A 21,301-nucleotide genomic window follows, 5' to 3' on the forward strand; every position below is an offset into this window, starting at 1 on the left:
ACGCTGACTCCCATGGCCGAGCCTGCATCGAGCATCTACATCGCCTCACCCGAGGGCGACACCGGTAAGTCGACCATTGCACTCGGAGTGCTCCAGATGCTGTGTGCGTCTGCGGCCCGGGTCGGTGTCTTCCGGCCCATCGCGAGGTCGACGACGGAAACCGACTACATTCTGGAACTTCTCGTCGACCACACGACGGCGGATCTGTCCTACGAGCAGTCACTCGGCGTCACCTACGAGGCCGTGCACGCCGATCCCGACGCCGCGCTCGGCGAGATCGTCTCACGCTTCCACGACGTCGCCGCGCAGTGCGACGCAGTGGTGATCGTCGGCAGCGATTTCACGGACGTCGGCAGCCCGTCGGAACTGAGTTTCAACGCCCGTGTCGCAGCGAACCTCGGCGCGCCTGTGCTGCTTGCGCTTCGAGGCTCGGAACGGTCGACGAGCGAGATCGTCCAATTGGCGCAGCTGTGTCAGGCCGAGCTTCGTCAGCACCACGCGCACCTCGCCGCGATCGTCGCCAACCGATGCGATCCCGACAAGCTCGACGAGGTCACCGAGGCACTGACACCGCTCGGAGTGCCGGCGTGGAGCCTGCCGGAGATCCCACTGCTGATCGCTCCGACGATGGCCGAGCTGCTCGAGGCCGTCGACGGAAAGCTCTACAGCGGAGACCCCGAGCTCATGCAACGCGAAGCGCTTCGGGTCATGGTCGGCGGGATGACAGCCGAGCACATCCTCGAGCGTCTGACGGATTCGGTGGTGGTCATCGCCCCGGCCGACCGCTCGGACGTGCTGCTGGCACTGGTCAACGCCCATGAAGCAGAGGGCTTTCCCTCGCTCGCCGGCATCATCATGAACGGGGGCATCGAGCCGCACCCCGCGATCGCCAGGCTCGTGTCCGGTCTCGGTCCCAAACTGCCGATCCTGACGACAGACCTCGGTACGTTCGACACCGCCTCCGCGGCCGCGAAAGCACGTGGCCGGGTGGCCGTCGGCTCGCAGCGCAAGGTGGACACCGCACTGAGCCTGATGGAACAGCGGGTCGACGCACGGGCCCTGCTGGATCGGCTGGAGCTGAGCATTCCGTCGATCACCACCCCGCAGATGTTCGAGTACCAGCTGATCCACCGCGCTCGCGCCGATCAGAAACACATCGTCCTCCCCGAGGGCGGTGACGACCGAATCCTTCGTGCGGCGGGCAGGCTGCTGCAGCGGCAGGTGGCCACGCTGACGATCCTCGGCGAGGAAGGCCCCATCCGGCGTCGCGCAGCGGAACTCGGTGTCGACCTCGGCGACGCGCAGGTGCTCGACCCCAAGACCTCGGACCACGCCGAGGACTTCGCCGCCGAGTACACCGAACTACGCAAGCACAAGGGCATGCGCATCGAGCGGGCACGCGAGATCATGACCGACATCTCGTACTTCGGAACCATGATGGTGTACAAGGGAATTGCCGACGGCATGGTGTCGGGCGCCGCCCACACCACAGCCCACACGATCCGTCCGTCGTTCGAGATCATCAAGACGGCCGACGGCGTCGACACCGTCTCGAGCATCTTCCTGATGTGCCTGTCCGACCGCGTTCTCGCCTACGGCGACTGCGCTATCGTGCCGGACCCGACGGCGGAGCAACTGGCCGACATCGCGATCTCGTCGGCGACCACGTCCGCTCAGTTCGGCATCGAACCCCGCATCGCGATGCTGTCCTATTCCACCGGCGACTCGGGAACCGGCGCCGACGTCGACAAGGTACGCGAGGCCACGCGGCTCGTGCGGGAACGAAACCCGGAACTGCTCGTGGAGGGCCCGATTCAGTACGACGCAGCGATAGAGCCGTCCGTCGCGAAGTCCAAGCTGCCCGATTCCGATGTCGCCGGCCGCGCAACGGTGTTCATCTTCCCGGACCTCAACACGGGCAACAACACGTACAAGGCGGTGCAGCGCAGCGCAGGTGCCGTCGCGGTCGGGCCGGTTCTGCAGGGTCTTCGCAAGCCCGTCAACGACCTCTCTCGCGGTGCACTGGTGGAGGACATCGTCAACACCGTTGCCATCACGGCCATCCAGGCACAGGGGCACCAGGCATGAGCGTCCTCGTCGTCAACTCCGGTTCGTCGTCGGTGAAGTTCCAACTGGTGGAACCCGAGACCGGCCGGTCCGTCGCCTCCGGGCTGGTCGAGCAGATCGGGGAGCCGGAAGGTCGCGTCGTCCTCGAGTTCCACGGTGAGGAGATCGAGAACCGCCGGGAGATAGCCGATCACGGTGTCGGTCTCGCCGTCGCGTTCGAGATGCTGGAGAACGCGGGAGTGGAGCTGGGTTCCGACGTGACGGCGGTGGGCCACCGCGTCGTACACGGCGGGGAGATCTTCTACCGACCGACGCTGATCGACGACGCGGTCGTCAAGCAGATCTCCGACCTCAGTGCGCTTGCGCCGCTGCACAATCCACCCAACGTACTCGGCATCGACGTTGCGCGCGAACAATTGCCGTCCATCCCGCACGTCGCCGTGTTCGACACTGCGTTCTTCCATTCGCTGCCCGCCGCCGCGGCCACGTACGCGATCGACCGAGACGTGGCCCGCCGGAACGGGATCAGGCGCTACGGCTTCCACGGCACGTCGCACGAGTACGTGTCCGGTCGGGTGTCGGAGTTCCTCGGCCGAGACGACCTGAACCAGATCGTGTTGCACCTGGGCAACGGAGCGTCTGCATCCGCGATCCGCAGCGGCGTTCCGATCGACACCTCGATGGGCCTGACGCCCTTGGAAGGCCTGGTCATGGGCACCCGCAGCGGTGACATCGACCCGGGCGTCGTCATGCATCTACGGCGCAACGCGGACATGGACGTCGACGAGATCGACCAGTTGCTGAACCGGAATTCCGGGCTCAAAGGACTCGCAGGTGTCAACGACTTCCGAGTGCTCGCCCAGAAGATCGACGACGGTGACGACGACGCCGCACTCGCCTACGACGTCTACATCCACCGTCTCCGCAAGTACATCGGTGCCTACATGGTGAACCTGGGCCGACTCGACGCCATCACGTTCACCGCCGGCGTCGGCGAGAACGCCTCCGCGGTACGCGCCGACGCCCTGGCCTCGCTGGAAGGGTTCGGTATCGTCGTCGACTCCGAGCGAAATGCCGTACGCAGCAAGGATGCTCGTGTGATCTCGACCGACGACTCGGCGGTGACCGTCCTCGTCGTCCCGACCGACGAAGAACTCGCCATCGCCCGCGCCACCGAACAGGTCGTGTCGGAGCAGAACGGGTCAGAAGAGTGACTGCGGCCTGATGGCGTTGGCGAGGTCGACGAGCGTGTAGCGGTGCGCGCGGTCGGTCGCGTTACGGGCAAGGGCGCGTAACCCGGTCTCGGTGCCCGAGCGCAGGCCCGTCTCGGTGAACGGGGCACCGAGAATCGGCTCACGTTCGGTCTCGACAGCATGACCGGACCGAACCCAGTCCATTGCCATCGCCAGAACCAACGTGCGCATCTGCAACGCTCGAGGTTCGCGCCGGGGGAGCATGGCGACACGTCTCGCGGCCTCGCGGAAGTCGTCCTCCTCGAGGTCGGGGGACGGCCGATCCATCAACAGCGTCAGCACACTCGTCATACGAGCGACGGCGTAGTGCCGCGAGCTGATGGGAACCTGATCCAGCACTCCGACGGCCGCGGTGGGGTCGCTGCGATACATCATCTGGCGCGCAAGGCCGAAGGCGGAGCTGACGACGGCGCGATTGGTGCGCCACACCGAGAGATAGTACGACTCGGCGCAGGCCCGCCACTTCTCGCGCTCTTCCGGCTCCTGGACGGAGGTGCCCTCCATGATCAGCTCGGCGCTCGCGGCCAAGGCGATCTTGGGGGCCAGCTCACCCGGCATCGCATCGAGAACGTTCTCGAAATGCGTCGATGCGTCGGAGAACTCGTTGCGCAACAGGTCCAGAAGGCCGGAGTACCACTCGACCCGCCACGGATCGGGGCCGTCGGTGATCACCTGGTTCAGCACCGATTGCGCGGTCCCGGTATCTCCGAGGTCGATGTGCGCCTTCACCTCCGCGAGGGTGATCTCGAGTCCGCCCGGCGATCCGTCGGCGAACCTCTCGATACCGTTGCGGCGGGCGTGCGCAAGGGAATCGAGCGTCTGCTGCGGTTCGCTGTGCACCGCCGCCGCCAGTAGAGGTGCGCTCGGATCGAGTGGATCGACCAAGGGAACAGGAAGCGCGGAGACGACGTCGCGAGCACTGATTCTGTCGCCGCGCACCTTGCCGTCGACGTACGTGTCCGTGCGCCCGACGGATTCTTCGGTGCCGAACGTGGTGCGCGGCGGACTGAACGCCGTCGACAGGCCGGGACGTTCCGTTCCGGTCTGCAGCGACAGAATCTCGCGGAGTACACCGGTGGCCTGGCTGGCCAGCACGTCGGCGGTGGAGAACCGCTGTGCCGGATCGGGATTGGTGGCGCGCAGCAGCAATCGATGGAACGAGGGGTACCGGCGGAGCAGTTCGTGATCCTCCGGCGACGGAATGCCCGGGTCGTACTTTCCCTTCGTCTGCGGCATGTCCAGAGTGAGAACCGCCAACGTGCGCCCGACGGTGTAGATGTCCGACGCCACCGTCGGGCCGGTCTCGACGATCTCCGGGGCTTGATATCCGGCAGTGCCGTAGAGGTATCCGAAATCCTCGATACCCGCGACCGCGCCGAGATCGATGAGCTTGATCTGATCGTCGGTGACCATGATGTTCTCGGGCTTGAGATCGTTGTACACCAACCCGATGGAGTGCAGGTAGGACAACGCGGGAAGAACCTCCAGCACGTAGGCGATGGCCTGCTCCACCGGCATCCGAACCCGCGCACCCGACTCGGCGTCCTTGCGAGAGGACAGAATGTCCCGCAACGAACGCCCACCCACGTACTCCATGACGATGAACCCGATGCGGGTGCCGTCGGTACGTGGCTGCTCGACGAAGTTGTAGATCTTCACGACGCCCGGATGCGCCACCTCCGCGAGGAACTGACGCTCGGCGACGGCGACCGCGTGGGCCTCGTCGTCACCGAAGTGCAGCAGACCCTTCAACACCACCCAGCGATCGCTGACGTTGCGGTCGATGGCCAGGTAGATCCAACCGAGACCGCCGTGCGCGATACACCCCTGCACCTCGTACTGCCCGACGACGAGATCGCCCGGCTCGAGCAGCGGCGTGAAATCGTACGTCGAGCCGCAATGAGGACAGATGCCCGACGGCTTGTCCGGCTCACCTTCTGCACTCCGGCCGACCGGTGAGTTGCATTTCCAGCAGAACCGTTTGCGTTGCGGAACAGTGGGATCCGACATCACCGCCGTCGCAGGGTCGACAGGATCGACACGAGGAATGTCCACCAGGCCCGCGCCGAGGCGTCGGCGAGGATCCGTTCGATTCGACCGAGTCGGCCTCGTCCGGCCGGACGTCCGCGACGAACGAACCTGCGAGACAGGAGAAGCCTGAGTTCGGTCGGCAGCCTGAGTCCTGTCGGCGGCCTGAGTCCTGTCGGCGGCCTCGGTGCGCTCGGACGCTTCGGTTCTGGCGACGGCCTCGGTACGGGACACGGCCTCGGTGCGGGACACGGCCTCGGTGCGGGACACGGCCTCGGTGCGGGACACGGCTTCGGTGCGCTGTGAGGGCGCGGTGGATCGACCGGTCGGAGTCTCGGGGTCTAGGGCGCTCATGTCAGTCCACGTACTGGGGGAACGGCGGGCCGGGCGAGCTGCCCAGGACCGACAGCCAGCGGGAGTACAGGCGGTTCCAGGTTCCGTCACCGCGGATTCGCTCCAGGGTGCCGTTGACGAACCGCACCAGATCCTCACTCTCCTTCTTGATTCCGACACCGTACGGCTCGGGGCTCAGGCTGTCGCCGACGAGTTCCAGGTACGGATCCTGCGCGGCGAGACCGGCGAGGATCGTGTCGTCGGTGCTGACGGCGTCGACCTGACGTTGTTGGAGGACGACGAGGCAGTCGGACCACATCGCGGCCGTGGTGATCTGCGCAGTCGGGACGATGCGCTGCAGCCGCCGCAGCGACGTCGTGCCGTCGACCGCGCAGACGCGTCGATTCGCCAGGTCCGCGACACCGTTGATGCCGGAGTTCTTGACCGCGAGCACCCGGTGCTGCGCCTGGAAGTACACCGTGGAGAACGACACTTCCTCCTTGCGCGCACACGTGATGGTCATGGTCTTGACCACCACGTCGACCGTCGAGTTCTGCAAGGCCTCGATACGTTCCGCGGAGGTGAGGATGCGGAAGTCCACTCGATCCGGGTCACCGAAGAGGTCGCGTGAGATCTCGCGCGCGATGTCGACGTCGAACCCGACGAGCTTGCCGGTCATCGGATCACGGAAGCTGAAAAGGTTACTGCCGGTGTCCAGCCCGACGATCAGTCGACCGCGCTCTCGGATCTGGTCGACGGTCGGAGACGGTGGCGTGTTCTCCGGGGCAAAACCGGCCTGTCCCGGTCCGAACTGCAGGGGACGAAGACTGGCCGTCGGGCGCGCGCACTGCGGGTCGGGGGAGTCGACTTCCGGTGCACCCGTTGCCGGGCCCGCACCGTCGGGCATGGGTGGTTCGGTGTAACTGATGTCCGGCTCGGGCGGCAACGCCTCCGGTGCAACGCAACTGGTGGTGAGCAGACCCACGAGGATCGCGGCGACGACGAGGAGAATTCGGTTCACAGGTACTCACGCAACCTTGGAACGAGACCGCCTGCGACGCCCGCCGCAGCGGCGATCGTGAGGACGATGGCTCCGGAGCTCAACGCGACGAGGGAGGTCTTGGCTCGCTCGACGTTGCCCCGAAGCTCGGTGCGGCCCTGTTCGATGCCGGCGATCAGCATGTCGTCGAGAGCCTTGAACTGAACCGCCGAATCTGCGACGCCGCTTCCCGTCGCGATGGTGACGGCGGTGTTGAAATCGCCGACGGCCAACGCGTCGTCGATCCGCTGATGCGCGGTCTTCCACTTGGCCAACGACTCCGTCATCGCCGCATCACCGTCGAAGAGATCGGCCAGTTTCTGCGTGTTGTCGTTGAATTCGGCGTCGTACTCGCGGGTGCTGCCGCGGCGCACGAGGTTGAGAGTCTCGTCGGACCTGGCCTGCTGAGCGAGGATGAACCCCGTGGTGAGCTTCTGCAACGGGGTGACACCGCGGTCCAGCGCACGGTCGGTCGCGGTCGCGGAGATGAGCCCGGCCACCAGCATCCACCCGAGGAGCACCGTGACCAGACCCGACGCCGTCAGAAACCCCCAGTTCAGGGTCCGGTGCGTGCGCCGCGACAAGTACAGCTGAGCCAACACCAGCAGTCCGAGGACGACGACGATGGTCGCGATAGCGAACACCGGTGGGTGGACGAACCTTTCCTGATCCGTCGACACCCGCGATGCCTGCGCCGTGTACAGGCCCTCGGCGCGGGGAAGCAGCGAGGTCTGCATCAGCGTGGACGCCTCACCGAGGTACGACGATCCGACGGGATTGCCACTCCGATTGTTGGAACGGGCGGTCTCGACGAGGCCCGTGTACACCGGCAGTGCCGCACCGATCTCCGTGAGAGCGTCCCTGGCCTCGGTGTCGGACTCGCCGAGCCCGCCGGACGCCCGGATCAGCTCGGTGCCCGCGTCGCCGATGGCCTGCGCGTACCGGTCACGCACCGCCTGAGGTTCCAGGCCACCGGAGATGAACGCCGTCGACGCCGCGGCATCCGCGACCGACAGGGCGCCGTACAGATTTTGCGCGGAATTGGCCAGAGGCTCGGTGCGCACCAACAACGAATCGAGCGTGGACTCGCGATCGGACACAGCCTCGCTCGTCACGAACCCCGTCGCGACCAGCAACACGATCAGCAGACCGCCCAGGGCGATCATGCGCGCAGGCGTCGACCGTGCCAGGCGCCGCAACTCACGCCGCGAGTCGCTCTCCGAGGCCGTGGCGGCCGTCGTGGGAGGTACGGCAGCAGTGGGTGTAGTGCCGACCACGTTCACAGGTTCGAGCATATAAGTTTCCGCCCGCGGTGCGTACGTGGACGGCGAACACTCCGAAGGTGCAGTCCCCTAAGGTGTGGAGGTATGCGCGGCGACGGTGACGGGTGGGTAGTCGGGGAGAACGGCACGCGACACTGGGGAAGGTACGGAGCCGCAGGTCTGCTCCTGCGTGCACCGTCCGCAGACGGTGAGCCGACGGTACTGCTGCAACACCGCGCCCTCTGGAGTCACCAGGGCGGAACCTGGGCGCTTCCGGGCGGCGCGAAGGACTCGCACGAGAGCGCAGTGACGGCCGCCGTCCGTGAAGCCGACGAAGAAGCAGGAATCGGCGCGGCCCGGCTCAACGTCCGAGGAGAAAAGCTCACCGCGACGGCCCCGAGCGGTTGGACGTACACCACCGTCGTCGCCGACGCCGACACTCAGCTTCCCACCACCCCGAACGGTGAAAGCACCGAACTGCGTTGGGTTCCCGAAAGCATGGTCGACGCCCTGCCTCTGCACCCCGGCTTCGCGGCGAGCTGGCCCACCTTGCGGACCGAACCTCTCCGCGTACTGCTCGACACCGCCAACGTGCTCGGCTCCCGCCCCAACGGCTGGTGGAAGGACCGCAGCGGCGCAACCGGCGAGCTGCTGACCTCCCTCGCCGACGTCCTGCCGCGCACCGTCGAACTGCCCGGCGGCACCTACGGGTGGCTCACCACCATCGAAGCCGTCCTCGAAGGCGACGCCCGCGCAGCCCGATTCGACGACGCCCGAGTCCCCGTCATCCATGCGTCGGGCAGCGGCGACGACGAACTCGCTCGGCGCGCACACGACGGCAGCGCGCTGACCGCGCTCGTCACCGCGGACCGCGGCCTGAAGGAACGGTTGCCGACGGCGGTGCAGGTGCTCCCACCATCGACCGTCCTCGCCTGGCTGAGCTAGTTGCCTTTCAGCTTCTCCGCCAGCGCCTGAGCTGCGGCCTGAGGGTCGCGGGCCTGCGTGATGGCACGCACGACCACAACGCGGTCCGCGCCGGCCGCAAGGACCTCGTCGACGTTGTCGGCGTCGACACCGCCGATGGCGAACCACGGCCGTGTCGGAGCCGAGTCGGCCGTGCTGCGCACCAGTTCGAGGCCCGCGGCCTTGCGATTCGGCTTCGTCGGGGTCGCCCACACCGGCCCGGTCGCGAAGTAGTCCACACCGTCCTCGATCGCCGCCAGACTCGCCTGGCTACGGTTCTGCGTCGAACGTCCGATCACCACATCCGGTCCGAGGATCTGCCGCGCGTAATGCACCGGCAGATCGCCCTGGCCCAGATGCAACACATCGGCGTTCGACGCCAACGCCAGGTCCGCGCGGTCGTTGACGGCCAACAGCGCGCCGTGACGCCTGGTGGCCGCGGACAGAACGGCCAGCGCAGCCAGTTCGTCCTTGGCCTCCAGCGGACCGAACTCACGCTCACCTGCGGAGTTCTTGTCGCGAAGCTGAATGATGTCGACGCCGCCGGACAGTGCCGCCTCGGCGAACTGGGCTAGATCGCCGAGCTCGCGCCTGGCGTCGGTGCACAGGTACAGGCGGGCAGAGTTCAAGCGTTCACGGGAGCTCTGAGTGGGATGCACGTCTCCAGACGGTAGTCTTCTCGTCGGAAAGACAGATACACGGGAGTCCTGGGGTACGCGGGGCTGAGAGTGGACACGCCCGTCCTTACCGTCAATACCTGAACCGGATCATGCCGGCGCAGGGAGTGAGGGTGGTTCTCGGTGAAGTTCGAAAAGTCGCAGTTCGACGGGCCGCAGTTCGAAAAGTCAGGGCTCGGAACGCTCGCCGTCGTCGGAGGCGGCGTCATCGGCCTGGCCGTCGCAGCCAGGGCGCAGCGCGACGGGTGGTCGGTGCAGCTCTACGACCCGAACATCGGGTCGGGCGCGTCCTGGGTGGCAGGCGGAATGCTCGCGCCGCTGTCCGAGGGATGGCCAGGCGAACACGAACTTCTGCACCTCGGAGCGCATTCGCTTGCCCGTTGGCCTGAATTCGCACGCGAGCTCGGAGTCGACGTGTTCACCGCATCGGGCTCACTGACCGTCGCACTCGACGCCGCCGACGCCCAGGACCTGCGGACCATCGCAGAATTCGTCGGCGCACACGGGCATCAGCTGGACATCCTGAACCGGGCGGAGATCCGTGAACTCGAACCATCGCTCGTGCAGAACATCCGCCTCGGGCTTCTGGCGCCGACGGAACTGGCCGTCGACAACCGCGCCCTCGTCGACGCACTGACAGCATCCGCAGCCGGCGTCGACTTCGTCGCCGAACGGGTGACCGACCTCGACGCCCTGACCGCCGACCGAATCGTCGTCGCCGCCGGAGCGCAGGTCCCCGCCCTTCTCCCGGACATCCCCGTCCGACCTGTCAAAGGCGAAATACTCCGACTCAGACGACGACCCAGCGCGACGGCACCGCCCAGCCGAACCATCCGAGGCAGCGTCCACGGCCGCCCCATCTACCTCGTGCCACGAGGCGACGGCCTCGTCGTCGGCGCCACCCAATACGAATCCGGCCACGACACCCAGGTCACCGTCGCCGGAGTCCGCGACCTCATCGCCGACGCCGAACGACTGATGCCCAGCATCGGCGAATACGAACTACACGAAGCCGCCGCCGGATTGCGCCCCATGAGCCCCGACGGCCTACCGCTCATCGGCCGCGTCTCCGAACGCGTCATCGTCGCCGCCGGGCACGGACGCAACGGAATCCTGCTGACACCCATCACCACAGACGCTGTCGCCGCACTACTCACCGGCGACACACTCCCCGAAGCCAAGGCTGCAGATCCAGCCCGATTCGAGACAGGAAGGCACCGATGATCACCGTCAACGGCGAAGAACACGCACTCTCCGAGGGGCTGACGATGCGTCGACTCCTCGCCGATCTGTCCATGCCGGACACGGGCATCGCCGTCGCCGTCGACGGAACAGTCCTGCCGAAGAGTCGATGGGACGCCACCACCGTCGAACCCGGCTGGACCATCGAAATCCTCACCGCGGTGCAGGGTGGCTGACGTGCTGACTATCGCGGACAGAACCTTCGAATCCCGACTCATCATGGGCACCGGAGGAGCAGCGAACCTGACCGTCCTGGAAGAGGCACTGGTGGCGTCGGGCACCGAGCTGACCACCGTGGCCATGCGACGCGTCGACGCCGCAGGCGGCACCGGTGTCCTCGATCTACTGCGCAAGCTCGACATCGCACCCCTGCCCAACACCGCCGGCTGTCGCGGCGCCTCCGAAGCCGTTCTCACTGCACAGCTCGGACGCGAAGCACTCGAAACCGACTGGGTGAAGCTCGAAGTCATCGCCGACGAGCGAACACTGCTGCCCGATGCCATCGAACTGGTCAAGGCCGCAGAGCAACTCGTCGACGACGGGTTCAACGTACTCCCGTACACCACCGACGACCCCGTCCTGGCACGCAGACTCGAAGACATCGGCTGCGTCGCCGTCATGCCACTCGGTGCGCCGATCGGCACCGGACTCGGCATCTCCAACCCACACAACATCGAGATGATCGTCGACGCGGCAGGCGTTCCCGTCATCCTCGACGCAGGCATCGGCACCGCCAGCGACGCAGCCGTGGCGATGGAACTCGGGTGCGACGCAGTTCTTCTCGCCACCGCCGTGACCCGCGCCAAAGACCCCGCACTGATGGCGTCGGCGATGCGGCACGCGGTGAGCGCCGGCTTCGAGGCCCGCCGCGCGGGCCGCATTCCCAAGCGTTTCTGGGCTCAGGCCAGCTCCCCTGTGTGAGTGGTCATCCGAAAGGATGAGTCGAGTCGAGACTCGCGGGCGATGTGCGAGCACCCCTCGGCCTGACACAGTGGATCCCATGATTCAAGTGACGGGGTTGACGAAGCAGTACGGTGCGGTGAAGGCGGTCGATGATCTGTCTTTTTCTGTGAAGCCGGGGATTGTGACGGGGTTTCTCGGGCCTAATGGTGCGGGGAAGTCGACGACGATGCGGATGATTTTGGGTCTGGATCGTCCGACGAGTGGTCAGGCGTTGATCGAGGGTAAGCCGTATGGCGAGTTGAAGCAGCCGTTGCGGAGTGTGGGTGCGTTGTTGGATGCGAAGTGGGTGCATCCGAATCGTTCTGCGCGTGCGCATTTGGAGTGGATGGCTGCGTCGAACGGTATTCCGAGGTCTCGTGTGGACGAGGTGCTTCGGTTGGTGGGGTTGAGTGAGGTTGCGAAGAAGAATGCGGGTGGTTTCTCGCTCGGTATGTCGCAGCGGTTGGGTCTGGCGGGGGCGTTGTTGGGGGATCCGAAGGTGTTGTTGTTCGATGAGCCGGTGAATGGTCTCGATCCTGAGGGCATTGTGTGGATTCGTAAGTTCATGCAGCGTTTGGCGGCGGAGGGTCGGACGGTGTTGGTGTCGAGTCATTTGTTGTCGGAGATGGCGCAGACGGCGGAGCATCTGGTGGTGATCGGTCGGGGTCGGTTGGTGTCGGATACGTCGGTGCAGGATTTCATCGATCATGCGTCGGAGGCGTCGGTGAAGGTGCGTAGTCCTCAGTTGGATGCGTTGCGGAGTGCGTTGACGTCGGCGGGGTTGACGGTGCGTGAGCCTGCGGGGGTGGATCAGTTGCAGCCGGCGATCGTGGTGACGGATTCGTCGACCGAGGTGATCGGTGATATCGCTGCTCGGCATCAGATCGTGTTGCATGAGTTGTCCTCGCAGCGTGGGTCTTTGGAGGAGGCGTTCATGAAGCTGACGGGTGAGGATGTTCAGTATCACGGTGCGGGTGCTGATGGTGTGGATGGTCAGGGGTCGGATTACAAGGCGATGGGTGGTGCTCTCTGATGGGTGTGTTGGCTGCGGAACGTATCAAGATCACCTCGACGAAGTCACCCTGGTGGTGCACGATCGCCATCATCGCCCTCGGGTTGGGGCTTGCCTTCGCGGTGGGACTGGCGGCCAAACTGGGTCTGCAGTCCTACAACAACCAGATCGCCGAGGGCAACAAACCCGAATTCGAGCCCTACCTACCGTCGGTCTTCGAAGTGGTCGGCAGTGGCGTCGGCGGCATGGGGCTCATGGTCCTCATGATCCTGGCTGCGCTGACGGTGACCAGCGAATACCGCTTCGGCATCATCAGAACCACGTTCCAGGCGGTCCCGAACCGCGCCGCAGTGCTGGTCGCGAAAGCGTCGCTCATCGGTGTGTTCGGTTTCGTGCTGACGTTCGTTCTCGGACTGCTGGCGTTCTACATCGGTAAGGCAGTCGCCGGACCGGATGCAGGCGCTCTGCTGAGCTTCGACATCGACGGCACCTGGCGAGCGATCTACGGAACCGCGATCCTGGCCTTCCTGCAGGTGTTCATCGCCGTCGGAGTCGGTGCGCTTCTTCGCCAGTCCGCAGGCGCCATCGCACTGCTGCTGCTCTGGCCGCTACTGGTCGAGTCGCTGTTCGGACTGTTCGGATCCTTCGGCCGCGCGATCCAGCCGTTCCTGCCCTTCGGAAACGCCAGCCACTTCCTCGGTGAAGCCGGAGGCGTCGACTATCACTGGGGACCGTGGGGAAGCCTGGTCTACTTCGCGATCTTCACCGCCGTCGTGTTCGGTGCAGCATTGCTGGTCGTCAACCGCCGGGACGCGTGAGTGTAAAGTAATACAAACCGCAAAGAACCTCCGAAGGAATACCTTCGGAGGTTCTTTGCATCTCAGGGAAAACCCTGACGAAATTCCGCTTTCCGTCATCCGTGAGAACGACTCGAAAGAATACTTCCGAGCGATGCGGTACGAACCGGAACAGGGCAGTATTTCCGTTCATGATCGAAGTGACGGGGTTGACGAAGCAGTACGGTGCGGTGAAGGCGGTCGATGATCTGTCTTTTTCTGTGAAGCCGGGGATTGTGACGGGTTTTCTCGGGCCGAATGGTGCGGGGAAGTCGACGACGATGCGGATGATTTTGGGTCTGGATCGTCCGACGAGTGGTCAGGCGTTGATCGAGGGTAAGCCGTATGGCGAGTTGAAGCAGCCGTTGCGGAGTGTGGGTGCGTTGTTGGATGCGAAGTGGGTGCATCCGAATCGTTCTGCGCGTGCGCATTTGGAGTGGATGGCTGCGTCGAACGGTATTCCGAGGTCTCGTGTGGACGAGGTGCTTCGGTTGGTGGGGTTGAGTGAGGTTGCGAAGAAGAATGCGGGTGGTTTCTCGCTCGGTATGTCGCAGCGGTTGGGTCTGGCGGGGGCGTTGTTGGGGGATCCGAAGGTGTTGTTGTTCGATGAGCCGGTGAATGGTCTCGATCCTGAGGGCATTGTGTGGATTCGTAAGTTCATGCAGCGTTTGGCGGCGGAGGGTCGGACGGTGTTGGTGTCGAGTCATTTGTTGTCGGAGATGGCGCAGACGGCGGAGCATCTGGTGGTGATCGGTCGGGGTCGGTTGGTGTCGGATACGTCGGTGCAGGATTTCATCGATCATGCGTCGGAGGCGTCGGTGAAGGTGCGTAGTCCTCAGTTGGATGCGTTGCGGAGTGCGTTGACGTCGGCGGGGTTGACGGTGCGTGAGCCTGCGGGGGTGGATCAGTTGCAGCCGGCGATCGTGGTGACGGATTCGTCGACCGAGGTGATCGGTGATATCGCTGCTCGGCATCAGATCGTGTTGCATGAGTTGTCCTCGCAGCGTGGGTCTTTGGAGGAGGCGTTCATGAAGCTGACGGGTGAGGATGTTCAGTATCACGGTGCGGGTGCTGATGGTGTGGATGGTCAGGGGTCGGATTACAAGGCGATGGGTGGTGCTCTCTGATGGGTGTGTTGGCTGCGGAACGTATCAAGATCACCTCGACGAAGTCACCCTGGTGGTGCACGATCGCAGTGATCGTCCTCGGATTGGGCCTCGCGGGAATCGTCGGATTCACCTCCGAACTCGGCCTCGAATCCTACAAAGATCAAGTGGCTCAGGGTGACACACCGGACTACGATCCGTACCTCCCCACCGTCTACGACGCGGTCGGCAGCGGCGTCGGAGGTTTCGGAGTCATGGTGTTGATGATCCTGGCCGCCTTGACGGTGACCAGCGAGTATCGCTTCGGCGTCATCCGTACGACGTTCCAGGCGATGCCCAATCGCGCATCGGTTCTCGTCGCCAAGGCATTTCTGATCGGTGTTCTGGGGCTGGTGCTGAGCTTCGTCCTCGGTCTCGGCGCGTTCTACATCGCCAAGGTGTTCGCAGGCGCCGAGGCAGGCGAACTGCTGAGCTTCGACATCGACGGCACGTGGCGCGTCATCTACGGGACCGCGATCCTCGCCTTCCTGCAGATCGTCGTCGCCGTCGGAGTCGGTGCCCTTCTTCGCCAGTCCGCAGGCGCCATCGCACTGCTGTTGCTGTGGCCGCTGGTGGTCGAGAACCTCTTCGGCCTGTTCGGATCCTTCGGTCGCGCGGTGCAACCGTTCCTGCCCTGGCTCAATGCCTCTCACTTCCTCGGATCCGACGGCGGAGTCGACTTCCACTGGGGACCGTGGGGGAGCCTGGTCTACTTCGTGGTCTTCACCGCCATCGTGTTCGGCGCCGCAGTGTTCGTCACCGATCATCGAGACGCCTGACGGCCGGAGAAGCTAGGGTGCTTCCATGCCACGGAAGACCTTGCTTGCAAGTTTCGCAGTCGGCGCGCTCGTCCTGGCCGGTTGCTCCACGTCCTCGGACAACTCCGGGGCCGAGGAGCAGCCGGCCGTGTCGGTTCCGACGCCGATCTCCAGTCCCGACGGCCCAGGGCTCGCGGACGCCGTCACCGGCGACGCCGTGGTCGCTCACCTCGAGGAGCTCGAACGGATCGCGTCGGAGAACAACGGCAACCGCGCCGCCGGCACCTCCGGATACGACGCCAGCGTCGACTACGTGAGCGGAAAACTGCAGGCAGCCGGATTCGACGTCGAGACACCGGAATTCGACTTCGACCAGTTCACGGTGGACACCGAGTTGCTGTCGGCCGGAGACGAGCAGATCTCGGTCAAAGCCCTCGGATACTCTCCAGCCACCCCCGAGGACGGCATCACCGCACGCGTCGTCGCAGCTCCCGCCGACGAGTCACCCGGTTGCGAGGCAACCGATTACGACGGACTCGACGTCAGCGGTGCCATCGTTGTCGTGAACCGGGGTCTGTGTCCCTTCGTCGCCAAACAAACCGTCGCGGCGGACCTCGGCGCCGTCGCGGTCGTCGTGGTCAACAACGTCCCCGGGCCCGTGGACAACGGCACTCTCGGCAGCAAGGACGACGCCAAGATCCCGACGGGCGGCGTCTCGCAGGAGGACGGCGCGGCCGTCGCGTCGGCGCCGGAACTGACGCTCACGCTGGACACGGTCACCACAACGACCAAGAGCCGCAACATCATCGCGCAGACCTCGACGGGAGACACCTCGAACGTCGTGGTCGCGGGCGCCCACCTGGACAGCGTCGAGGAAGGCCCGGGCATCAACGACAACGGCAGCGGCACCGCGGCGGTGTTGGAATCCGCGCTGCAACTCGGCAGCGAGCCGGACGTGACCAACGCCGTCCGGTTCACGTTCTGGGGCGCGGAAGAGAACGGACTCGTCGGATCGACTGCCTACGTCGAGGGCCTGAGCGACGAGGACAAGGCCGACATCGCGTTGTACCTCAACTTCGACATGATCGGCTCGCACAACGCCGGATACCTCGCGTACGACGGAGACGACTCCGACCAAGTCGGCGAACCGGCTGGACCGGCAGGGTCCGACGCCATCGAGCGTGTGTTCGTCGACTACCTCGGCGGAGAAGGAATCGCCGTCGACGGAACCGATTTCGACGGCCGATCCGACTACGGCCCGTTCATTGCCGCCGGCATCCCGGCAGGCGGAGTGTTCAGCGGCGCCGACGACGAGAAGACCCCCGAACAAGTAGAGAAGTGGGGCGGCACGGCCGGGGAGACCTACGACGAGAACTACCACACCGCCGAGGACACACTCGCGAACGTCGATCGCGAGGCACTCGCGAAGAACGCGTCGGCGATCGGTTTCGGAATCGGCACGTACGCGCAGTCGGTCGAAGGACCCAACGGCGTTCCGGTCGGGGACGCCCGCACCCAGGCGCGTTCGGGCCAGTGACCCACGAACCGGGGATCTTCGGGCTACGAAGTGTCTGTAACCCTCGGTTACGCTTCGTGTCGTGAAACTGTCGTCGATGGTCGGCTGGGTGCAGGATGTCAACCGCAGCCCAGGGGTCGTCGACGTGGTGCGGAGATTCCGACGGGTTCTGCCGGGCGACCCCACGTTCGGTGATCCGCTGTCCCTGGCAGGCGAAGGGTCGGCACTCGCCGTGGCCCGCGTAGCCGACAAATTCCGAGGTGACGAGCCTGGTGCCACCCGAGAAATCGGACTCGGAGCACTTCAGGTGTGGCAGGCAGTGCTCGAGAGAACCGGCCGAGGCCGGGGAGAACGCGACGTGACCATCGTCTTCACCGATCTGGTGGGATTCTCGTCGTGGTCCCTCGTCGCAGGCGACGCCGCGACTCTGACCCTGCTGAGGAAGGTGTCCCAGGCAGTCGAGCCGGCCGTCGCCGCGGGCGGTGGACACGTCGTCAAGAGGCTGGGCGACGGCATCATGGCGGTCTTCTACCGACCCGACCAGGCGCTCGAAGCGGTGGTCGCGGCACGGACGGCGCTGTCGGAGGTCGACGTCGACGGATACACACCGACCATGAGGGTCGGGATTCACACCGGAAATCCGCGACAGATCGGATCCGACTGGCTCGGCGTCGACGTCACCATCGCCGCCCGCGTCATGCAAACCGGCGGTAACGGCAACCTGATGATCTCCCGGAACGCGTTCGACGCAGTACACCCCGACACGGTCGACGCGCTCGGATTGGTTCCGCGGCCCTACCGTCGCGGATTCTTCGCCCCCAAACTCACCGGCGTACCCGAGGACCTGAAGATTCTCCGGCTGGTACGCCACCGCTGACCGGGGTCCAGCGCGCCCTACGAGCTTTGGACGTGCAGCCTCCACAGCGGAGAGACGGGACCGTGGCCTGCGCCCAGGTCGTACGACGCCGCGAGGCACTCGGTGACCCAGTCCTTGCCGAACGCGACCGCGTCCGGCACCGAATACCCGTTGGCCAGCGCGCTGGCGATGGCGGCAGCCAACGTGTCTCCACCTCCGTGATCGTTGCCCGTGTCGATTCGCGGCCGGGAGAATTCGGTGAAGGTATCGCCGTCGAACAGGATGTCCGTGCTGGTCGTCGACGTGCGTAGGTGACCGCCCTTCACTATCGCCCACCCCGCGCCCAACGCATGCAGCGCTTCGGCCGCCCGGCGGGCGGTGGCGTCGTCGATCACGTCGATGCCGGTGATGAGGCGAACCTCGTCGAGATTGGGGGTGACGACAGTGGCGATGGGGATCAGAACGTTCCGGATGGCGTCCAACGCCTCCGCGTGCAGAAGCGGATCACCGTGCATCGACGCGCACACCGGATCGACGACGAGCGGGATCGTGCCGTTCTTACCGATGCCGACCTCGGTGCAGACATCGGTGACGGCTTCGATGATGGCTGTCGACGCCAGCATGCCGGTCTTGGCGGCGCTGATTCCGATGTCGCCGACGACGGTGCGGACCTGGTCTGCGACGACGGCCGGCGGGATTTCGTGGAAGCCACTGACGCCGACGGTGTTCTGCACGGTCACCGCGGCGACGGCGACGCACGCGTGCACCCCGCACATCGCCATGGTGCGGCTGTCCGCTTGAATGCCCGCACCGCCGCCGGAATCGGTCCCGGCAATGGTCAGAGCGCGAACCGGCGTGGAGCCGTTGGGGGGCAGCGGTAGGAACTTCACATCGCGACAGTACCGGCACGGCCGGTGTGGAGGACGCCCGGTTTTACCGCACCTTCGGGAGATGCACGGTAGTGCATGAATGTTGTTGCATCACAACGGTGATGGAAACTCTGTATGACCGATACCAGGGTCTGTGTTGCATGGAGGTTGCATGCCTACGGAACCGAAGGTTTGTTGCTACAAACGGGTGACAAGCTATCTGATCGCATGTTTAATAGTGGTGCACGTCACATGTAACTGCTTCACTGCACATCCCGGAAATGCAAAGGAGGTGACCCATGCTTGCCAGTACTCCCAGTGCTGATGTCTCCATCAACACCGACCAGAATCGTTTCGAGTTGCGGCTCAACGGTGATCTGGTGGGAATCGTCGGCTACTTCGAAGTCGAGAACACGCAGAAGCGCGGAGCCCGTACGCACGTCGTGTCGTTCATGCACACCGTCGTCACCGAGGACTTCGGCCATCAGGGCCTCGCGGCTATCCTCGTCCGCCGATCCCTCGACAGTGCGCGCTCGTATGGATGGAAGGTGAAGCCGGTGTGTACGTACGTACAGCGGTTCCTCGCCGCCAATCCGGATTACTCCGACGTGGTCGTTCCGCTCTGAGTCGTCCGGTAACGGTCCGGGTTCGGCGCGACGTCGAATTGCTATCCAAGTAGCCGACTGTCCCTCGTGACGGGCCGACCTCCGCTCTACTCGGGGGATGGATCACACGTCGAGCACGCTGGCAGCGTCGGTTCGCATAGTGGACAACGCCGAGCATCACCGATTCGACCTCTTCGTCGGGGGCGATCTCATTGGCATCCTCGGTTACCGCCGTTCAGGCAGTGACGCCTCCGTGGCGTTCATGCACACGGTCGTCACGGAAGATTTCGGTGACCGCGGCTGGGCGGGTGTACTCGTCAGGGGTGCACTCAACACCGCACGCGACCGGGGCTGGTCCATTCTTCCGGTATGCACCTACGTCCAGCGCTATCTGGCCCGGAACCCGGAATTCCTCGATCTCGTCGCACCCGACTGAGAGCAGTGCTCTTGTTTTCTCCGTGTGCCTGGTGAATACTCACTTCAGAACGAGAGCACCGCTCTCGCATCCTGAAGGAGGGCACGCATGCGATCGACTGTCGGGCTTCTGGTCGCCACGGGCGTTCTGTTCGCCGTCTATCCCGTTCTGAGGCCCTACTCCTCCGATTCAGGGCAGGCCGGCGCCGACGCGTTCGCGTCCGGACTGTGGGTAGCGGCGCACGTCAGCGCGATGCTCGGGTTCATCACGCTCGCTCTCGCAGTACGCACGATGATCGTCGGCGCCGTCGCCGAAGTGACGACGTGGGTCGGCGTCGGACTGACACTGCCGTACTACGGCGCCGAGACGTTCGCACTCCACGTGCTGGGGTCCGACGCGCTGAGCACCGGCGATCTTCGGCTGATCGACCTCGCCGAACCCATCCGATACGGCCCCACACAAACGGTGATGTTCGGTGCCGGACTGATCCTCGTGGCCATCGGTACCGTTGCACTTGCGCGGCGCGTGCCAGGCTGGCAGTCCGCGCTCTTCGCGTCGGGCTTCGTCCTGCTTCTTCCGCAGTTCTTCGCGCCCCCGTGGTTGCGTGTTGCGCACGGACTGCTCGTTCTCGCCGGCGCAGCAGCGCTGGCGGTCCACGTCGCTGCGGGGCGTGATCGTCAGGAAATATCGACGACGACGGGTGCGTGATCGCTGGCACCCTTGCCCTTGCGCTCCTCACGATCGATCGAGGCGCCCGTCACCCGGGACGCAAGAGCCGGGGAAGCCAGAGCCATGTCGATACGAAGTCCCTGCTTCTTCGGGAAGCGAAGCTGCGTGTAGTCCCAGTAGGTGAACGTCCGCGGCTCGGGCGTGAACTGCCGAGTCACCTCGGTGAATCCGACCTCCGCGAACGACTCGAACGCATCCCGCTCCGGCTGCGACGTGTGGGTCTTGCCCTCGAACAACGCCGGATCCCAGACATCGTCGTCGGTAGGCGCGATGTTCCAGTCCCCGACGAGCGCGATCTGCGCGTCCGGGTCCGCCGACACCCAGGCCTGAGCGTCGGCCCGCAGCTTGGCGAGCCACTCGAGCTTGTACGTGTAATGCGGATCCGCCAGCTCGCGCCCGTTGGGTACGTACAGGCTCCACACGCGAACCCCGCCGCACGTGGCTCCGATGGCCCGCGCCTCGCGCACCGCCTCGACCTCCGGGTCTTTGCTGAACCCGGGCTGATCCTCGAAGCCGATCTGCACGTCGTCCAACCCGACCCGCGACAGCAAGGCGACACCGTTCCACTGGCTGAGGCCGACATGGGCGACCTCGTACCCGATCTCGGTGAACCGCTCGTACGGAAACTGCGCGTCCTTGCACTTGGTTTCCTGCATCGCCAGCACGTCGACATCGGATCGCTGCAGCCAATCCACGATCCGATCCTGACGAGAGCGGACGGAGTTCACATTCCAGGTAGCCAATCGCACGGCGA

21 protein-coding genes and 1 riboswitch are annotated in these 21,301 nt (G+C 65.1%); of the genes, 15 read left to right on the forward strand and 6 right to left on the reverse strand.

From position 1 onward, the window contains the following. Window positions 1-12 precede the first annotated feature (12 nt). Window positions 13-2,088: a phosphate acetyltransferase gene (gene pta, locus CH292_RS06980; RefSeq protein ID WP_033188696.1), complete on the forward strand. Its 2,076-nt coding sequence runs from the start codon at window positions 13-15 to the stop codon at window positions 2,086-2,088. Beyond that, the gene (locus CH292_RS06985) at window positions 2,085-3,281 is read left to right on the forward strand and encodes an acetate kinase (RefSeq protein WP_020110801.1); all 1,197 of its coding nucleotides are present in this window, start codon (window positions 2,085-2,087) and stop codon (window positions 3,279-3,281) included. The genes pta and CH292_RS06985 overlap by 4 nt, the downstream gene beginning before the upstream one ends. Here CH292_RS06985 and CH292_RS06990 read toward each other — a convergent pair. From CH292_RS06990 to CH292_RS07000, 3 genes are read right to left on the reverse strand one after another with little or no spacing between them, the layout of a single operon-like run. Then, entirely contained in the window at window positions 3,270-5,702 is a 2,433-nt protein-coding gene (locus tag CH292_RS06990; protein ID WP_256977968.1) for a serine/threonine-protein kinase, read from the reverse strand. The genes CH292_RS06985 and CH292_RS06990 overlap by 12 nt on opposite strands. 1 nt (window position 5,703) lies before the next feature. Then, window positions 5,704-6,702, reverse strand: a complete 999-nt coding sequence (locus tag CH292_RS06995) for a transporter substrate-binding domain-containing protein (RefSeq protein WP_094654399.1) — start codon at window positions 6,700-6,702, stop codon at window positions 5,704-5,706. Further along, window positions 6,699-8,003, reverse strand: a complete 1,305-nt coding sequence (locus CH292_RS07000; RefSeq protein ID WP_020110799.1) for a hypothetical protein — start codon at window positions 8,001-8,003, stop codon at window positions 6,699-6,701. The genes CH292_RS06995 and CH292_RS07000 overlap by 4 nt, the downstream gene beginning before the upstream one ends. An 84-nt stretch (window positions 8,004-8,087) precedes the next feature. Here CH292_RS07000 and CH292_RS07005 point away from each other — a divergent pair, with 84 nt between their 5' ends. Further along, window positions 8,088-8,927 carry an NUDIX hydrolase gene (locus CH292_RS07005; protein WP_019663275.1) on the forward strand — a complete coding sequence of 280 codons (840 nt, stop codon included), beginning with the start codon at window positions 8,088-8,090 and terminating at the stop codon, window positions 8,925-8,927. On the opposite strand, the gene thiE is transcribed toward CH292_RS07005, so the two are convergent. Beyond that, a complete protein-coding gene (gene thiE / locus CH292_RS07010; protein WP_019663276.1) occupies window positions 8,924-9,604 on the reverse strand; it encodes a thiamine phosphate synthase in 681 nt (226 codons plus the stop codon). The two genes, CH292_RS07005 and thiE, sit on opposite strands and share 4 nt — an antisense overlap. Before the next feature lie 29 nt (window positions 9,605-9,633). Beyond that, window positions 9,634-9,746: riboswitch (TPP riboswitch) on the forward strand. Between thiE and thiO the strand changes: the two genes are divergently transcribed. The 9 genes from thiO (at window position 9,746) to CH292_RS07055 (ending at window position 17,950) form a co-directional block, all read left to right on the forward strand. Further along, entirely contained in the window at window positions 9,746-10,846 is a 1,101-nt protein-coding gene (thiO, locus tag CH292_RS07015; RefSeq protein WP_094654449.1) for a glycine oxidase ThiO, read from the forward strand. Its footprint overlaps the riboswitch before it by 1 nt. Continuing rightward, entirely contained in the window at window positions 10,843-11,040 is a 198-nt protein-coding gene (gene thiS, locus CH292_RS07020; protein WP_019663278.1) for a sulfur carrier protein ThiS, read from the forward strand. The genes thiO and thiS overlap by 4 nt, the downstream gene beginning before the upstream one ends. Continuing rightward, on the forward strand, window positions 11,033-11,785 hold the full coding sequence (locus CH292_RS07025; protein WP_094654400.1) for a thiazole synthase: 753 nt from the start codon (window positions 11,033-11,035) through the stop codon (window positions 11,783-11,785). Before thiS ends, CH292_RS07025 begins: the two co-directional genes overlap by 8 nt. Before the next feature lie 79 nt (window positions 11,786-11,864). Further along, the gene (locus tag CH292_RS07030; RefSeq protein WP_094653382.1) at window positions 11,865-12,839 is read left to right on the forward strand and encodes an ABC transporter ATP-binding protein; all 975 of its coding nucleotides are present in this window, start codon (window positions 11,865-11,867) and stop codon (window positions 12,837-12,839) included. Next, window positions 12,839-13,636, forward strand: a complete 798-nt coding sequence (locus CH292_RS07035) for an ABC transporter permease (protein ID WP_019668066.1) — start codon at window positions 12,839-12,841, stop codon at window positions 13,634-13,636. The genes CH292_RS07030 and CH292_RS07035 overlap by 1 nt, the downstream gene beginning before the upstream one ends. Window positions 13,637-13,806: 170 nt before the next feature. Beyond that, complete coding sequence (locus tag CH292_RS07040) at window positions 13,807-14,781, forward strand: ABC transporter ATP-binding protein (RefSeq protein WP_094653383.1); 975 nt, start codon at window positions 13,807-13,809, stop codon at window positions 14,779-14,781. Next, entirely contained in the window at window positions 14,781-15,578 is a 798-nt protein-coding gene (locus tag CH292_RS07045; RefSeq protein ID WP_020112594.1) for an ABC transporter permease, read from the forward strand. The genes CH292_RS07040 and CH292_RS07045 overlap by 1 nt, the downstream gene beginning before the upstream one ends. Before the next feature lie 25 nt (window positions 15,579-15,603). After that, window positions 15,604-17,094 carry a M28 family peptidase gene (locus tag CH292_RS07050; RefSeq protein ID WP_094654401.1) on the forward strand — a complete coding sequence of 497 codons (1,491 nt, stop codon included), beginning with the start codon at window positions 15,604-15,606 and terminating at the stop codon, window positions 17,092-17,094. Window positions 17,095-17,170: 76 nt separating this feature from the next. Beyond that, on the forward strand, window positions 17,171-17,950 hold the full coding sequence (locus CH292_RS07055) for an adenylate/guanylate cyclase domain-containing protein (protein ID WP_230595877.1): 780 nt from the start codon (window positions 17,171-17,173) through the stop codon (window positions 17,948-17,950). A 17-nt stretch (window positions 17,951-17,967) separates the two neighbouring features. On the opposite strand, the gene thiD is transcribed toward CH292_RS07055, so the two are convergent. Beyond that, window positions 17,968-18,819 (reverse strand): bifunctional hydroxymethylpyrimidine kinase/phosphomethylpyrimidine kinase, encoded by an 852-nt coding sequence (gene thiD / locus CH292_RS07060; protein ID WP_019666651.1) that lies wholly within the window; start codon window positions 18,817-18,819, stop codon window positions 17,968-17,970. A 278-nt stretch (window positions 18,820-19,097) separates the two neighbouring features. Here thiD and CH292_RS07065 point away from each other — a divergent pair, with 278 nt between their 5' ends. From CH292_RS07065 to CH292_RS07075, 3 genes are all read left to right on the forward strand, one after another. Then, window positions 19,098-19,424 (forward strand): GNAT family N-acetyltransferase, encoded by a 327-nt coding sequence (locus CH292_RS07065; protein WP_019666650.1) that lies wholly within the window; start codon window positions 19,098-19,100, stop codon window positions 19,422-19,424. 97 nt (window positions 19,425-19,521) lie between these two features. After that, a complete protein-coding gene (locus tag CH292_RS07070; protein WP_020112592.1) occupies window positions 19,522-19,839 on the forward strand; it encodes a GNAT family N-acetyltransferase in 318 nt (105 codons plus the stop codon). Between the two features lie 87 nt (window positions 19,840-19,926). Continuing rightward, a complete protein-coding gene (locus tag CH292_RS07075; protein ID WP_094654402.1) occupies window positions 19,927-20,526 on the forward strand; it encodes a hypothetical protein in 600 nt (199 codons plus the stop codon). Here CH292_RS07075 and CH292_RS07080 read toward each other — a convergent pair. After that, window positions 20,496-21,296 carry an exodeoxyribonuclease III gene (locus CH292_RS07080; protein WP_026348066.1) on the reverse strand — a complete coding sequence of 267 codons (801 nt, stop codon included), beginning with the start codon at window positions 21,294-21,296 and terminating at the stop codon, window positions 20,496-20,498. The two genes, CH292_RS07075 and CH292_RS07080, sit on opposite strands and share 31 nt — an antisense overlap. Window positions 21,297-21,301 lie beyond the last annotated feature (5 nt).

The sequence above is a fragment of the Rhodococcus sp. 14-2470-1a genome (genome assembly GCF_002259425.1).
In the GTDB taxonomy this organism is placed as follows: Bacteria; Actinomycetota; Actinomycetes; order Mycobacteriales; family Mycobacteriaceae; genus Rhodococcoides; species Rhodococcoides fascians_E.